At 49.8% G+C, this 16,137-nt stretch carries 9 protein-coding genes; 2 read left to right on the forward strand and 7 right to left on the reverse strand.

Annotated features, from left to right (window positions below; genetic code table 11):
- Window positions 1-81: 81 nt before the first annotated feature.
- The 6 genes from FW415_RS21610 to FW415_RS21635 form a co-directional block, all read right to left on the reverse strand.
- Window positions 82-561, reverse strand: coding sequence for a hypothetical protein (locus FW415_RS21610; RefSeq protein WP_148389166.1), 480 nt, complete (start codon window positions 559-561; stop codon window positions 82-84).
- Between the two features lie 17 nt (window positions 562-578).
- Complete coding sequence (locus FW415_RS21615) at window positions 579-6,203, reverse strand: PA14 domain-containing protein (protein WP_148389168.1); 5,625 nt, start codon at window positions 6,201-6,203, stop codon at window positions 579-581.
- A gap of 34 nt (window positions 6,204-6,237) precedes the next feature.
- Entirely contained in the window at window positions 6,238-7,296 is a 1,059-nt protein-coding gene (locus FW415_RS21620) for a hypothetical protein (RefSeq protein ID WP_148389170.1), read from the reverse strand.
- 40 nt (window positions 7,297-7,336) lie between these two features.
- Window positions 7,337-9,562 (reverse strand): hypothetical protein, encoded by a 2,226-nt coding sequence (locus FW415_RS21625; protein WP_148389172.1) that lies wholly within the window; start codon window positions 9,560-9,562, stop codon window positions 7,337-7,339.
- Window positions 9,563-9,878: 316 nt separating this feature from the next.
- Complete coding sequence (locus tag FW415_RS21630) at window positions 9,879-10,670, reverse strand: O-methyltransferase (RefSeq protein ID WP_246858826.1); 792 nt, start codon at window positions 10,668-10,670, stop codon at window positions 9,879-9,881.
- A gap of 35 nt (window positions 10,671-10,705) precedes the next feature.
- Entirely contained in the window at window positions 10,706-11,443 is a 738-nt protein-coding gene (locus FW415_RS21635) for a glycosyltransferase family 2 protein (RefSeq protein ID WP_148389176.1), read from the reverse strand.
- Between the two features lie 167 nt (window positions 11,444-11,610).
- Here FW415_RS21635 and FW415_RS21640 point away from each other — a divergent pair, with 167 nt between their 5' ends.
- On the forward strand, window positions 11,611-12,831 hold the full coding sequence (locus FW415_RS21640; protein WP_148389178.1) for a hypothetical protein: 1,221 nt from the start codon (window positions 11,611-11,613) through the stop codon (window positions 12,829-12,831).
- A 100-nt stretch (window positions 12,832-12,931) separates the two neighbouring features.
- Complete coding sequence (locus tag FW415_RS21645; protein ID WP_148389180.1) at window positions 12,932-13,888, forward strand: hydrogen peroxide-inducible genes activator; 957 nt, start codon at window positions 12,932-12,934, stop codon at window positions 13,886-13,888.
- A 45-nt stretch (window positions 13,889-13,933) separates the two neighbouring features.
- Here the strand turns inward: FW415_RS21645 and FW415_RS21650 are convergent, their stop codons facing one another.
- Window positions 13,934-16,069, reverse strand: coding sequence for a carboxy terminal-processing peptidase (locus tag FW415_RS21650; protein WP_246858827.1), 2,136 nt, complete (start codon window positions 16,067-16,069; stop codon window positions 13,934-13,936).
- Window positions 16,070-16,137: the final 68 nt, after the last annotated feature.

The following is a 16,137-nucleotide window of genomic DNA, read 5'->3' on the forward strand; positions in this document are numbered from 1 at the left end:
ATGCACAGCATGAGCTGAGGCAGGAGTAACTTCTTTATGTTGGAAGTAAATCTTTTCATTGCTATCGTGAATAGTGTACGGTTAAGGCTGGTTTTTCTTGCGGAAGTAACACACGACAGATTGCTTCACCGGCAAATTCCGTTCTGTGTCTTTATAATACGAGTTCGGCAAGGTCAGGCAAAACGTGTCAACGCCTGTAAAGAAGCAGCGAAATTTTACCGGTGGCAGATCTTCCCCGCTGCTTTGCAACTGCAACTCACCGGACCCAAAAGAATAACTGCCTGTTTCCATGTATGTCGAATACTGCCACACATACTGACTCCCGTTGAAGACCATCCGCTGCAGGATCATTGGCTGTATCCGCATGATCTGCGCTGGTTCCGTCAGGGTCTTTTCCGATAACAATTGTCCTCCGCGCTGTGCATACACTTTCACTACAGCCTTCTCTATCTCCCACTCTCCCTGCAGACTGTCCGGTACGGCGCCGGATTGCGCAGACAATTCATTTACTCCTCCGGCGATAAACAATACGCATAACACCAATAATCGTTTTATATACATAACATGTCTTTTTTTCATTAGTAAGCACAGATTATTTTGGACTTTTTACTATCCTCTATCTGCCAGTTCTGTTTGTATTCAACCATCGAAGCATCGATGATCCGGGAATCTGCATTTATTACCAGCTGGTATATCCCATCCACAGCCCGCAGGGGATTCCTCAGCATTGTTACGCCGCCAGCGCTGGCACTGATATTCTTCCTGCCGGAACGGACGATCTTCATCTCCATATCATTTCCGGTAAAAGGCACACCGGACTGGTCCAGGAAATAAATGGCCGGATCACCTCCGCTAAGCGCATTGGCATCCACCGCCCATATTTTACCATAACTCCGGAAACTGGCCAGTACAGGCTCACAGTCTACTCCGTCTACTTTATTCCTTGACCGGACCAGTATTTCGTCTCCGGAAGAAAAAAGATTGTTCACCTCCTCCGGAGCCAGTCCGGCGGTGATCTTTCCTTCTTTAATATCAATATGATCCAATACCGCCCCAATGTTCCTGTAAGCCCCGCTCATGCCATCATAAACCCAGCCGGCAGGATAGGAAAACTGGTAAAGCGTGTCGCCATGCTCATTTTGTGTTGCAGTCAGCAATACATCGCCCGTTTCCGCGTCAAACAGCATATTATGCGTCACAACCCTGCTGCCTTTCTCTACCACTACAACACTGTCCAGGATACCCTGCCTGTTAATCACTTTGGTGGCAGCAACGGAGCGATAGAGATTGTCCTGCCGCTGGGGATAAGTCAGGAATGAGAATGCACCCAACACCGGAGGAAGACCGAACGAAAACACATCCGCATTGGCATTGATGATCGTTCCATTGCTCAGAAACTGCTGCTCCCGCATATCCATCATCAATTCTATATCCTTACCAATTGTTGATGCAGTGTCGATCCTGCCGTCAGGATGCATCGTAAGCATCCTGTTGTTCAGATGCTTGAATGGCGTATGTATATCATCGACGTGATAGAAATTCTCAGTATAGGAAATCGGGTCAACGGGGTTTGATTCAGCATATATGGCATGCGTCCTCACTTTTCCATGCATATCATTCAACTCTATTTTAAAACCCTGGCTAAGCGCGATATGATATGCCGCCGCAACTCTAAATACATCTCCGAGTATAGGCTTATATTTCAGCTTACTCTCAGGATCGAGCAGGGAATGCTCCACGATAATCGGGAAATCATAAGCAGTATAGAAGGTCGTTTCCTCGTATCCGTTGGCTGAGCGTGTGTGCTTTGTTTTTATAGCCCGCTTCCGGACGCAGCTATATCCAACCGCTGGTGCGGGGAACAGGGATTCACCGAGGGGTTTTTCCACATATCCCAGGTTTGTCGGCGCCAGCGGAGCTACCTGCTCATTATACTCTATCGGCTGGCGGAACGGATTTTCCTCCCCCCCGAGCATAGGCTCATAAATTGCCACACCGCTACTGATCACCTTATCCTCCCCGTGGATATTCTTCACAGTCGTATAAGTGTATTCCGATCCGTACATAGACTCCTTCTTTCCCGTCATTGCATTCCAATGATCGTATATCACGATCCGTTTCACCCGGTGACCACCGCCATACTTTTTAAAAACAGGATTGTTCAGACGAATGTATGAACGGGCAAGGTCTGTTTCCCTGGCCCAGCCATTGCTTCTCGCAGTAGCATCGTAAGAGCGCAGAAGGTTCGTGATGTTATCCGCCAGTGAGAAAAGTACTTTTACGCCATCCGCCATATCCAGGTTGTCTCCAACATCGGAACCGGGATATGCTTTGGACGGCAGGTTAAGCCGGAGGAATTCAATAGCCGTCTTTGCCAGCGGGCTTAATGTTCCACCTTCAAGGCCACGCCTGTCTATCGCGCCCAGTTTTAACCATATGGTATTACCTCCATTAATAAAACCGTAATCCGACTTATCGGCCCTGGCATAACCGGAAACAAACTCATATCCCTTTCCCCATTTGTCATCCGGCATTTTTACATGCATACGGAAATAGAGCGTATCCATATTCTCCAGGTACATATGATATACTTCTTCCCTGGAAGTAACGGGGTAAGGTACATGTATGCCCACGTATAGATGATCTTTACTGCCATACAGCCTGTTGCTCAGGCTGCCGGCACCGGAAGGAACATCCGCCGAAAACCCGGCGATCCTGAACATCTGGGCCGCGCGGCGATTTTGGACGTAGGCATAGTCATCGCTTTCATAGGTCACTTTCATACGCCCGCCGGAAGGCAGCACAATGGAATCCAGGGCCCAGGCCGGCGCATTTTGCGCTGCCATGGCGCTATCCTGCAAAGCGTATGGGAATTCCGCATTAGTGATCAGATCATTGGATGAGGAGCCGGGATTGTCCAGCGGGTTCTTATAAGTCCCCCACCTGTCAGAAGACCTCGGATTATAATCCGGATTTTTGCTGTTATAGTTAAACACATATGCATTCTTGCTGCCCTTCTTGTTCCCGTTATAGGAAAACCAGATCCTCTTTAACGTGAGCTTTCCGGTGTCTGGTTTTGCAGGGTTCACCCCTTTACAAAGTTCATAGTTGTACTCAAAATGAACCGTTTTTACCGGTCTGGCCGCCGTATTGCGTTTGAGAAAATCTGCTTTTGTGTACAGGTTGATCTCTTTCAGTCGCTTTGCAGAGTTGTTATTTGCGTCTATTGTTCCGTTTTCGTTAATGGAAGCCATATCACTGCGATCCTCTAACGTAAATACAGCGATCATGTTCTTGGACTCAATCGAATTGAGATACCACAACTCCTTCTCGCCATATAGATAACTGCCTTTATCGTCCCTCGTATCAGTTTTCAGACCTTCATTGTAACTCGCTTGCGCATAAGGGGTGCGCCATCTATAGGGATTAGCAAGTCCGGCTGTTTTGGTATAATTGAAACGGATAGCATTTCCCGGGTCATCATCGGAAATGCCATTACCTGTCAGATCAACATAATCCGGGGAAACGAGCGCGGTCAGCAGGTAGGCATGCGCATACGGCGGCGTTTCCTCACCAGTATAGTAGTGGTCATTCCCATTGATGTTGCGGGTGCTGTTATCTGCACCATGATCATAAGACACCGTTCCCTCCTGTGCATTGCCGTTGCTGTTCTTCACCGAAAAGGTAACTTCTTTCTGTTTCAGGTTATAGGCCGGCAATCCATATATATACCGTTTGCCGTCATTATTCAGCACATCGATCTGGGAAATATGATTGGCTTTACGAAAGCTGTTGACCCGTTCCTCCCTGGTCAGCACACCTGGTACTGCCTCAAATGAATCCGTCGTATCCGGCCAGTACATATCTTTTGTACCAACGGTCACATCCCCGCATTTCCATTCCATGACCATCTTTGCACCCTCAACCCCGTTAAAGTAATCCAGCTTTATATTGTACACTTCACCAGCTTCCAGGTTCAATGTCGCGTAATTGATTTTTGGCGGGTGGTCTTTCCAGTCATCGATAATACAGGTATCATTCACGCAAAGCACCACTCCATCATCGGAATCCGTGGTAATATTATACACGCCTGTTACGGGCGCTTTGATCCTTCCTGTCCAGCGGACGCTGTATTGATTTCCCAGCGGAGAAACACCGGGCGGCGGATTGGCGACAATGGATGCATTGTCCATAAAGGCGATCAGGGGATCGTTCTTTTCATACGCTTTCACCCTATTGTTACGGTCGGTCCTGTAAAAATACTCGCCTTTAAAACCTGTACCATCCTGGCTCAGTTCATCCTGTGGGCCTGTATTGCAATCCTGAACGGCAATCCTGTTCAGACTATAATTCTCGATATACCTTGAGAAACCCGCATTGGCGGTTTCTTCCGCATTGAGGTAGGAGATTGTCTGTGTGCGCTTATCTCTCGTTTTTTTCACGGCATTAGCCCGGCTAAGCTGTATGTCCCCTATAGCTTTTCCACTGCGATAGCGGGTCAGATAGCCTGTGGTCGAAATATTCGGAGAATTCCTGCCATTCTGGAACAATTTTGCTCTTACGACGTCATCGCCACCTATCGCGTCGTAAAATTCATTTGTATTGACCGTCTTTTCACCAGGATTTCTGAAGTAAACAGCTTCATAATCTTTATCATGATCAGTGAAAGCAACAATGGATGCCAGTGGATTGGCCTGCACCCAGGGCCCGTTCTGCGTGTACGCCCTTGTAAAGGAAACATCGGCGCCGGCATGAACGATATCACCGAAGCCCATATTTACGCCGTAGCTGGACGAGGCATCTCTCGTGCGCATGCTATGATCATGAACATATCCGATATCGCTCCTGTACGCGCGAAAAGTACCGCCCGTTCCCTCGCCGGACATCGTGAATACATCGTAGGTGTAACCAGGGAGGGCAATAGTGGGAACAGCAGGGGTTTCCCGATAGGGTATTTCTTTTTCCCGGTTGTAATCCAGCAACGCACCGGTGTTACGCCTGCCGTTCTGGAAGTTGAGATAGCCAAAGGCGGGCATAATCATAGTGGTATCTTCATCCGCAATTCCCTGTTTTGAGACATACCCGCTGATAAAAAGATTCGGATGCACCACCTTGGTCTCCCAGCCCATCTTCACGGTAATGGAGGTCATTACGCTGGTATAGGGAATGCTGATGGCGGGAGTAAACGATGGATATGCGAATGAAATACCGCTGGAAAAAACACTGTTTGCCCCCGTCTGCCCGATCCATGAAGGAACACCTTCATTCTTTTCCTGTAAAGCGGCTATAGCCTGGGCGGTCTGTGCCAGCTGCTTTTCATTCCGCTTGTACCAGGTGATCCCTGCGGAATATTGCAACGCCTTCATCCCCGAACGGGAATTGTAAGGCAATCCTACCGACAAGCTGCCTCCCATGCCTCCCTCATCCCTGGCTTTTTTTGTTGAAAGGGAATACGACAAGCTGGGCGAAAGCGTAAGCCCTTCCTGGGAATTATTTGTGATAGCCAGCCCGGCCCCCAGGGAACCGGCGGATGAGTTGGCAACATTGATACTTGCATTGACATTCTTCTCCAATCCCCATCCACGATAACTATTGTGAAAAATACTGTGGCTGCCGCCAAAGTTGACCGGTGCACCGACTATTTCGATATCCGCACCACCGCTCACCCCGATGGTCTTGTTTTCCTTCACCCACGTCGTTTTCAGGATCGAATCCGTTCCGTTGAAATCATCCGGTATCCCTCTCACATTCCTCGTAATGGTACCGGGATTGATATTCCACCCAAGCCCTACCCAGCTGGCCTGCTGATCCATATCAATACCGCTGCTGTAACCAATGGCCAGCGGATACCCACCAACATCCAGCAACGGAATGGTATAGGAAAAATTTCCAGTAAAAAGGTCTACCATATTATCCGCATTTGCGGAGTGAAACGCTTCGCTCTCCGGTTGAGTAGGCCCGCCAATATCCCCTTCATTTTCTTCCAATGGCGGATGTACCGTCTTCTCCGTGGGCAGAAGCGCTCGTTTTTTCGCAGGCAGAGCAGGGAGATAGGGCTTGGGGGATACCGGGCGGTTAAAATGGTAATTTCCGTTCCTTGCAGTATCCATGGCAAATGCAGGCACCACCATTTCGGTGTACATTAGTGCCAGCATTATGCACGCAACCGTCTTCTTTCCTCTTGCAGCAAAAGCCAATATCATTTCAGCGTTTTTTAGGTATAAGGTTTCGGGACGATTAATCTTCCCTTGTATAAATAAATTTGATCTGCCAGTATTCCAGGCGCGAGTTCTTCAACCGGAACAAATAACTCTTTCCGGCCGACAAGCCCTTCTTTCTCTCCAGCGCCACATCCAGCAGGTTACTCCCGCGTTTCAAATGCAGCACCCCATCCTGCACTACACGATTCTGCTCCTCCAGCGCCACTACCTCGTACCGCACACTGCTGTCGCCTGTTTCATTCGTATATCCAAGCTGCAGCCGATGGCCATGTATAACCGTCCCATCCAGTTCTTTTCTAAGCTGTACATAAGCGCTGCCTTGCGGTTTTACCAGCTTTGAGGGTGACTGAACACGGAACGTCCATACTTCAGTTTGGGCAGCAAACAGCGATCCATTGCGGGCCGAGACTGACCAGGCATACAGCTTCCCCGTATCCAGCGCAACGGCGGAAGAAGGATAGTTGATGAACATTTCCTTCAGCCTCGTTGCCCGGAATACCGGGATGTTTTGCTGAACGGCTTCTTCCGGGGACTGGTTCTTGCGAACTTCCGTAACGGTCAGCTCATAGTTCAGATCATTGAAAAGGTTGAGCGGCGCCGGCGGCAGCCAGGTGAACTGCGGCAGGCGGGATTCCAGCACGCTGCCCTGAGCAGGCTGGTTTAACAAGGGAGGGCTTACCGGCTCGATGGTAAAAGGAATGCAATCCTCCCGCTGGCCTGCGCCGGTTTTATCGTCATCTATCACCACCGTGTAACAGGCCAGATAGTTCCCTGCAAACAGAAGGCCGTTCACACTTCGGTCTACCGCGGGGGACAGATATTCGTATTGTACCGGCATCACATCATCCGCCTGCAATTGCTTCGCGCCTTTCTGCAACAAGATCACACGGGTGATCCCGGTCAGTATCGGCTCATTCGTTTTTGCATCCATGAGGCGCAGTGCAACCCTGACCTTTACCGGCCCGTCACCTGCGGACACCAGCAGGATATTCCACAGTTGCGCTTTCTGAATAACGCCTGCCGGGGGCACCAGCGCCGTCATGCTTACCTGTGCGCCTGCACGGAATGACAGCATCAATAGGATTAGCCATAGGGATATTCTCATCCTTTCCTGTTTAAAATATTCTGGTATAGGTTACGCGCCCCGTTTTGTTGGGCACCAATTGTCTTTCAACACCTGGAATAAAACTTTTATCCGCCATCAGCCTGATCTCCCCGAGTTTAGGGATTTCCACCCTGACGTTCGCGGCATACCCAAGCTGCCGCATATCGTAAATGGTCTGATAGTTATATTTCAAGCCACCGCCAAGCTCCAGCCAGGTTTTTACCCGGTACTGCGCACTCCCGTCCGCACCATATAATGCATAATCCTGGTTGGTGGCTGAAGAGAGACCACCGTTCACGGTCAATCTACCAAGGAAGACCGATTGGTTCAGCAATAAATTCGTACTGTTGAAATACACAAAATTGCTGTCTGCCTGCCGGTTGTAAAATCGTGTGCCGGAGAACATGGTGTTCATGCTCGTTTTCCTGTACTGGTAGAAATGACTGACCGTACCTGCCAGCGTGTAGAACATGTTCTCCATAAATTTGTCCTCACCCAGCTTCATCAGCTGTGAGCTCGGATAATACCCTACCGTTACCACCGGCCAGCGCCGCTTTCTGAACGTAGCCTGTATGCTTTTAAAAACGGTGTTGCTCATGTAACTGGCGTTTTCAAAAATGCTGGTAAAGGCATTTTTCCTCATGGAACCGGAAATGGTCAGCTGCTGCCTGAAAAAAGGCTGGTCTACTTTCACCATCCATCCCGCCTGCCGGGAACCGGAAGGATATAAGCTGAAGGATTGAAAATTCGCGCCCATGAGCTTATACATCCCGCTGATCCTCGTTTTGGAAGCAGGAAAAAATGATTGCGCCGTTACAGCATATGCTTCATTTGAATGATCATCGAACCGGAACATGCTGCCGGCCATCCCTTCTTTCATTTCCCGGACGTGCAGTGGCAATGACGATTTGGCCACCTCCGCTACGATATAATTATTCTGGTCCACCTGCCACCGGCCTTCGAGCGACACACCCATGATCCTGTTGTCCGGCACCGAAACTTCCGGGCTGCCGGGAACCGTAGTATTGAAATTATAAGCCTGTTTTTTACCGGTATAAAATGAGAGGATAACATTGTTGCCCTCACGCATGCCAGTGCCTGCACGAACAATATTGAGATATTGCCGCATACCGCTCCGGTTGACAACAAAATCCCTGAAGCGGTAATCCACTGCCCCGCTCGCAAAAGCGAAATACCAGGAAGGATTAAGTTCCGCCTGCGCTCCGATGATGCTGATGTTCTTTGCCGTCAACTCGGAATAATCCACCATTGTTCTTCCAATACCAGCCGATCTCAATGCCAGCAATGTTTTATACCCTTTTGGCAGTACCGTATCAGGCAGATTCATGGACTCCAGTTGTTCCCGCAACGCTTTTGCTGATGACTTGCGCAGCAGCACATCCACCAGGTTTCCCTTCTTCAAATCATAGTCTTTCATTCGTTGCCGGTAGCGGCGCTCCAGTGCGGAAACCTCCTCCCGCAGAGAATCCAGTCTCTGCTTTTGTAATTCGTATTCCCGGCTGACCTGCTGAAAACTGCTATCAGCTTTGTTCTTTTTCGCCCTCATCTTTCCTTTTCCCTTCAACGGCAAAGGCATTTTCGTTGAAAAATCCGGCACAACTTCCTTTACAACGCCGTATAACTCCCGTTCCCGGGCTTCCACCAGCCGTTGTATCTGCAATGGTGTAGAAAGCCGTTCTTTCAACCGGTTCAACGAATCCCACTTGTTATCCAGCTGCGCCTTCAACGTTTCAAGCTCCTTCCATTGCCTGAGCTTGCCGGCGTCCCAGGCTTCTGCTTTATTCAACAGGGTATGTTTAAAATCCCTGGCGGAATATTGAAGGTTAAGCCCGGTGATATTCCGCAGCAGCACAGCATTGCTTTTGCTGGTACTGAATGTCAGGTGTAGGGGATATTGCTCTTTCACCATGATGTCCAGCGTGGTCTGCAGCGTATGCTGATGAATGTCTTTTTCCACAAAAGGGGTATCCGCATTGGACTGATAATAAAAATCATACATCACATTCCCGTGAACGGTCAGCAACGGCTTACGCGAAGCGGCCGGCAATGCAGCATACTGCCGGTTTTCCCGGATACGTACGCCCGTCACCGTACTTTCCCTTACACTATACAGGTAAGCAGGCACAAGCACCAACGATTTACACGTCCCCGTATGTACCAGGTAAAATGTGCTGTCCGTCAATAACAAACCGTCTTTTGAAAGCGTATCCGGCATATGCTGCTTATTATAATATCCACGGCTGCCGTCACTAAGCAAAGATTGCCCGAATCCTTTGCATGCAAGGAATAACAACACGGGTATAAGGAATATACGGGTCCTCAAGTTTAATGATCGTTCATGTACAGGGTAATAAAATACAATAGAAGGATTCCAGGTTCTCAAACACTCACAGGTAACAAAATTATTGGCTGTCCTTTCTAAAACTTGAAAAATCCCATCAGGGGATAACACTGATGGATCTTACCGGACAAATATATATATTTAAATCAATTTATTGATTTAAAATATTTTCTATTCTGCACATCCCACCCTAAAACCGCAACACAAACTCCTGCCGCACCTTAAACTCCTCCCGCAAAAACACCAACCCGATAAAAAACAGGTCAATGGACAAAGTCGTTGCCGGATGCTCCTTCACCACCTCCCAGGCCCGTTCCATCCCCTCCGTCCAATGCACATCATCGAATATCAGCAAGGCAGATGGTTTCACTTTCTGCAAACATTCCAGGTAATACCGCACGGTAGGCTCTTCGCGATGATTCCCGTCGATATACACGATATCCGGCGCGGGCATTTCAGACAGCACGGACGGCAGCACGGTATCGAAATTCCCTACATACTGGCGGATGTTCTGCAACCCCAGGGCGGCAAAGCTCTCCCCTGCTTTTGCGGCGATATTTGGACAACCCTCAATGGTATGCACCGTAGCGCCTGCGGACGCCATGTAGGCGGTGGAGAGGCCCATGGAGGTACCCAGCTCCAGCACCGTGCGGGCCTGAAAGTATTGCACCAGCCGGTAAAACAGTTGCCCGAATTTCGGGGGTTTAGCGGCATGCTTTACAATGTCTTTTATGCGGCGGGTATTGGTGGCGCCCATCAGCGATCCGGCGCCCAGATCGGTCACGGCAATGACCTCGCTGCTTTGCAGCAACTGTTTGCGCAGCGCTTCCATGGGGGCATAGGCGGGTTTGAAGGCTTTATCGTTCAGCACCTCGTCTACCAGCGCGTACACAAAGGGGGAATGTACATCATGGCGGTTGCCTGCCTTGAAATAATAATGGAGATACTTTTTCGCTAATGCGGCCTGGTGCTGTAAACTCACGATCGGTACTTTTCTTTCATCAAATCCAAAGCGGATCAATAGATTTTCGCCTTGATCAGCCCCCATTTATGCAACCGGTGCTGCAGGGATACCCGCAGTACGCCAAGTCCGTATATGCTGCTCCGTTTGAAGTTGATGCTGGAGGCTTCTTCGAAATATTTGGTGGGGCAGGTCACTTCCGCAATATCGTATCCTTTCATGAACACTTGGGAGACCATCTCATTGTCGAAAATAAAATCGTCGCTGTTGGCCATATAGTTGATGTTCCGGAGGATCTCGGCGGAAAATGCCCGGTACCCGGTATGGTATTCGCTCAGCTTCTGGCCGATGAGGATGTTCTGCGTCAGCGTCAGGAAGCGGTTGAAAATGTATTTATACATAGGCATCCCTCCTTTCAGGGCGCCTTTTCCCAAAATGCGGGAGCCGAAAACGGCGGGATATACATCATTGGCGATAATGCTGCTCATGGCCAGGATGAGCTTCGGCGTATATTGGTAATCCGGGTGTACCATGATCACGATATCGGCCCCAAGCTCCAGGGCTTTGTTGTAACAGGATTTCTGGTTGCCGCCATAGCCCTTGTTGGCATCGTGCCGGATAATATGCCGGATGCCGAGCTTTTTGCCGACTTCAACGGTATCGTCCTTGCTGGCATCGTCTACCAGCACCACTTCGTCCACAATGTCCACAGGGATTTCCAGGAAGGTCTTTTCAAGTGTTAATGCAGCATTGTAGGCGGGTAGTACCACCACTACCTTTTTATTATTCAGCATGAATCGAGGGTGCTTTAGGCTGCAAAGGTATAAAAAGTCCTAATACGTAAGCAGCCTTTTACAATTCTTAGTTTTATGCAGTAGAATTAATTATTATCTTTGCACTCAGGAATATTTGGCATTATATTTTCTTTTAGATTTTCTTAACATAAAAAGGACAATTAAGCATGCTGAAGCTAACCAGATGGATGATGCCATTGCTGCTGACAGGATTTGTGACGTTGCATACCTATGGGCAGGACCCGGAGCTCAAACCTCCCCAGGTCCAAACCGCAGACACCACGATAAAAAAGATCATGGAAGAGCTGGAAAAGGTTCAGGAGAGCGATAAGCAGAATTCTCAGATTATCGGCGAATTGACCCGTGGCAGAGAAATAGACAATAGTACCAAGTATGAATTGATCAAGAACAACCTGATCTATGCATCCGACACCTACTATCTGCTCAATAAGAAGATCATTGACCTGAAATCCCGGACCACCACCAGTAACCTGGACGTGTTCATCACCTCCCTCAACAACCCGGAAAGCAAGGAGCTCGGCTTCTCGCTGAGCGACCGCGTGGTGGAACTGGTGGAAACGATCATCCTGAAAGGGAAAGGGGACAAGAATGAGCGGAACACCAAACTGGTGGAATCCACCAAATCCATCATCAACAGCCCCATTTTCAAAAGTTTCACCTCCCTCACGCCACCGCTGGCCATCGCCAGCTCCGTGATGAACTTCCTGCACAGCGTCAGCCAGAGCAATAAAGCCATCAACCACAAGCTGCTGCAACAGTTTGAAAAAGAGTTGAATAAATATGTGATTTATTACACTGCCCTGAACGATGCGAACCAGAAGTTCGAGTTCGGGCTGAATTTCAATAAAGACCAGCTTTCCCTCCTGCAGGATAACATGTACGACCACCTGGCTTTCACGGCCAATGTGCTTAAAATGCCGCTGCCGGCCCGCGGGAACAAAACCATCGCAGAGTCGCTGAACGACTATTTCATCGACTTCAAAAAGGAAAGAGTGGTGGAGTTCTTCGCCAAAATGGAGGAAAAATACACCAAAGGCAAAAAGATCGACTACGAAAAGCTGCTGCAGGAGAACGCCAACCTGAAAGAGGCCAATAACCAGCTGGAAGACCTGGTGCTGCAGACCAAGCGCTTCGAGAACCTTTACAATGAATATTTCAGCCTGCTGGACTCCTATTACAACAAGGTGAATCACTCCCTGAGGCTGGCGCAGGATAACGGCCTGGCGGAAAAAGGGGTGGTGGAAAGCAAACAGGCGGAATTCCGCAACCTGAAGAATGAAGCCGTGCAGGAGATACAGGCTTCCATCAATATGCGGGAACTGTTGCTGAACGTGGAAAAAGTGAAATACCGCTACAGGATATTCTAATCTTGCATCCATCTACATAAAAGCGCATGATCATGTACCCGCATCATCATGCGCTTTTTCTTTTCAAAGCACAAGCATTTAATCGCTAATTTTGCCGGTTATGACAACGGTACAATTGGAATATGTGGTTGCGGTGGATACCCATCGCAGCTTTGTAACGGCAGCCGATAAGTGTTTTGTGACACAGCCTACGCTCAGCATGCAGATCCAGAAGCTGGAAGACGAGCTGGGCGTGAAAATATTTGACCGCAGCAAGTTACCGGTGGTGCCTACGGAAATTGGCATTGCCGTGATTTCCCAGGCCCGCGTGATCCTGAAGGAAAATGCCCGCATCCGGGAGATCATCGCAGATCAGAAAAAAGAGGTGCAGGGCACCCTCAAAGTGGGCATCATCCCCACGCTGGCCCCCTACCTCCTGCCCCGGGTGCTCACGGCCTTCATGAAAAAATATCCCAAAGTGAAGCTGGAGGTCTGGGAGTACTCCACGGAACAGATCATCCAGCTATTGAAACAGGAGCAGCTGGACTGCGGCCTGCTGGCCACACCGCTCCATAATCAGCACCTGGAGGAGCACCCCCTCTTTTATGAGACCTTTGTGGTGTTCACGGCCAAAAGCAACAAACTCTCCGGCAAAAAGATACTGGTACCGGAAGACCTGGATACCAAAGATATCTGGGTGCTGAATGAAGGCCATTGCATGCGCAACCAGGTGTTGAATATCTGCCGGGACAAGTTCAGCATGGGCGAGTTCAGGAACCTGGAATACAATACCGGCAGCGTGGAAACCCTCAAACGCATGGTGGAGCTGAACGAAGGATATACCATCCTCCCCGAGCTGTCGCTGCAGGACCTCTCTGCCCGCCAGATGAACATGGTACGCTTTTTCAAAGCCCCTGAACCGGTGAGGGAGATCAGCCTGGTCACGCACCGCAACTTCATTAAACAGGCGGTAATCGAGGCATTCAAGAAAGAAATACTGGCCAGCGTTCCGGAAAAGATGCGGATGAAGAAATCGAAGAAAGTGATCGATATCACGATAGACAATAAAAAAGGGTAAAGCATTTTCCGCTTTACCCTTTTTTGAAATATGATGATGAGCAGGCTACTTGGGCTCTTTGGTCTTCGCTTCGGTAAAATTATTCTTCAGCTTCGGATAGCTCTGCATGATAAGATCCTCCATCACGTTCACCGCTTCCGTCAGGTAAGCGTCCCGGGTACGGAACTTCAGCCAGTCGCGGTTACGCGCCATCTTCACCGTATCATCCTTGATCTTTGCCAGATCTACGCCCAGGCTGGTAATGTTCAGCGGCTTCACCTTGTCGTTCACCGCATCATATTTCTTCAGGGCAGCGGTGTTCTTCTTTTCATCCGCTTTATAGGCGGAAAGGCTCAGCGGGTAGTTTTTCTGCTCGTCCAGCTTCTTGAGCGTGGCGATATTCTCGTTAATGATCTGGAAGGCTTCATTGTTGGCCACCCGTTTTGCGCTGTTGGCTTTGAGGGGGGCAACATCCACCGGATCGCGCCAGGTGCTGTAGTCCGCCTTCGGTATCTCATCCCATTGCAGGGCATTTTTATCTTTCTTTTCTCCTACTTCGTAGTAGGCGGATGGCAGGATCACATCGGGGATCACGCCTTTCAGCTGGGTGGAGCCGCCGTCTGCACGGTAGAACTTCTGTACGGTGAGCTTGATGGCGCCCAGTGAGCCGCCGAGGTCCGTACGAACAAAGTTATCCAGTTCGAGCAGGCGTTGCACGGTACCTTTACCGAAGGTGGAGGGGCTGCCGATGATCACGGCGCGCTTGTAGTCCTGCATGGCTGCCGCCAGGATCTCGGAGGCGGAGGCGCTGAACTCGTTCACCATAACGGCCAGCGGCCCTTCATACTGTACGCTTTTATCCCGGTCTTTCTGCTGCTGTGTTTCACCGCCGCGGGAACGTACCTGCACCATGGTGCCTTCGGGCACGAACAGGCCGGCCATCTTGATCACATCCGGCAGGGAGCCGCCGCCATTGAAGCGGAGGTCCAGGATAATGCCGTCTACCTTTTCAGCTTTCAGCTTTTTGATCTCCTCGGCTACGTCGTCATAAGAAAACGCGCCCTGGCGGTCGTTAAAGTCCGCATAGAACTCCGGCAGATAAATATACCCGATCTTATGTTCTCCGTTGATGATGGCGGATTTGGCGAAAGTATCGTCCAGTTTGATCTCATCACGTACCAGGCTCACTACTTTGGTGGTGCCGTCCACGCTCTTCACGGTCAGCCGCACTTCGGTGCCTTTGTTGCCACGGATCAGGGTTACGGCTTCATCTACGGCATAACCGCCGATATCTACCGGTTCCTTATCGCCCTGGCCCACTTTCAGGATCACATCATCTGCTTTCAGCTGCCCCTGTTTCCAGCTGGGGGAACCGGTAACGATGCTGACGATCTTGATGCGGCCGTCCTCTTCACGGAGCTGCGCGCCGATGCCATAGAATTTGCCGGACATCTGCTCGTTGAAGGAGCGTTTCTCCAGCGGCGGCATATAATCGGTATGCGGGTCCATGGTGGTGGTGATGGCGTTAACGTACATGGCAAAACGTTCATCGTCCTTCATGCGGTTCTTCAGCCGGTCGAAATACCGGTCGTACACCTTCTTCACTTTCCCGCGGGCCTCTGCTTCCAGTTCGGCGTCCGTTTGCTTTGTTTTCTCCTTGTCCCGCGTATCGATCAGTTCTGAATACTTTTCGAGCGTGCGGTATTTCAGCGATTTGCGCCAGGCTTCCTCCCGGGCGGCGGCATCCGCCGGCCAGTCGGTTTCCTCGGGGTCCATCAGTATCTTTTCATCTTTGGAAAAGTCGAAGGGTTTGGCGAGAATGGCGGGATAGATCGTCGCCGCTTCCGCTACTCTTTTCTTGATGAGCTCATTGGTTTTGGCGAACACTTCCAGCGGAGCCCCGTTCAGTTCGTCATCCACGTGTGTTTCCAGTGGTTTCAGCGCATCCAGGTCGCTTTTCAGGAAAAATTTCTTTTCTCCGTCCAGGTTGCGGAGATATTTTGCGAATACCTGTTTGGAAAAAGCATCATCAATGGGTTTAGGCTGATAATGGCCTTCTTTCAATATCTGGCCGATCAGGGTGATGATCGCCTCGTACCTGCCGGGGGGCGTATCTTTTCCCCCGATTCTGGCAAAAGCAAATATGCCGGCCGATATGCTGATCAGCAATACCGGTATCAATACTTTCAATTTCATCTTCATAGCCGATTCAATTACAATGATCAATGGCGGGATTCCCGCTATTCAAATATAACCCTATTCCCCTTACC

The sequence above is a fragment of the Chitinophaga sp. XS-30 genome, from assembly GCF_008086345.1.
Lineage (GTDB): Bacteria > Bacteroidota > Bacteroidia > Chitinophagales > Chitinophagaceae > Chitinophaga.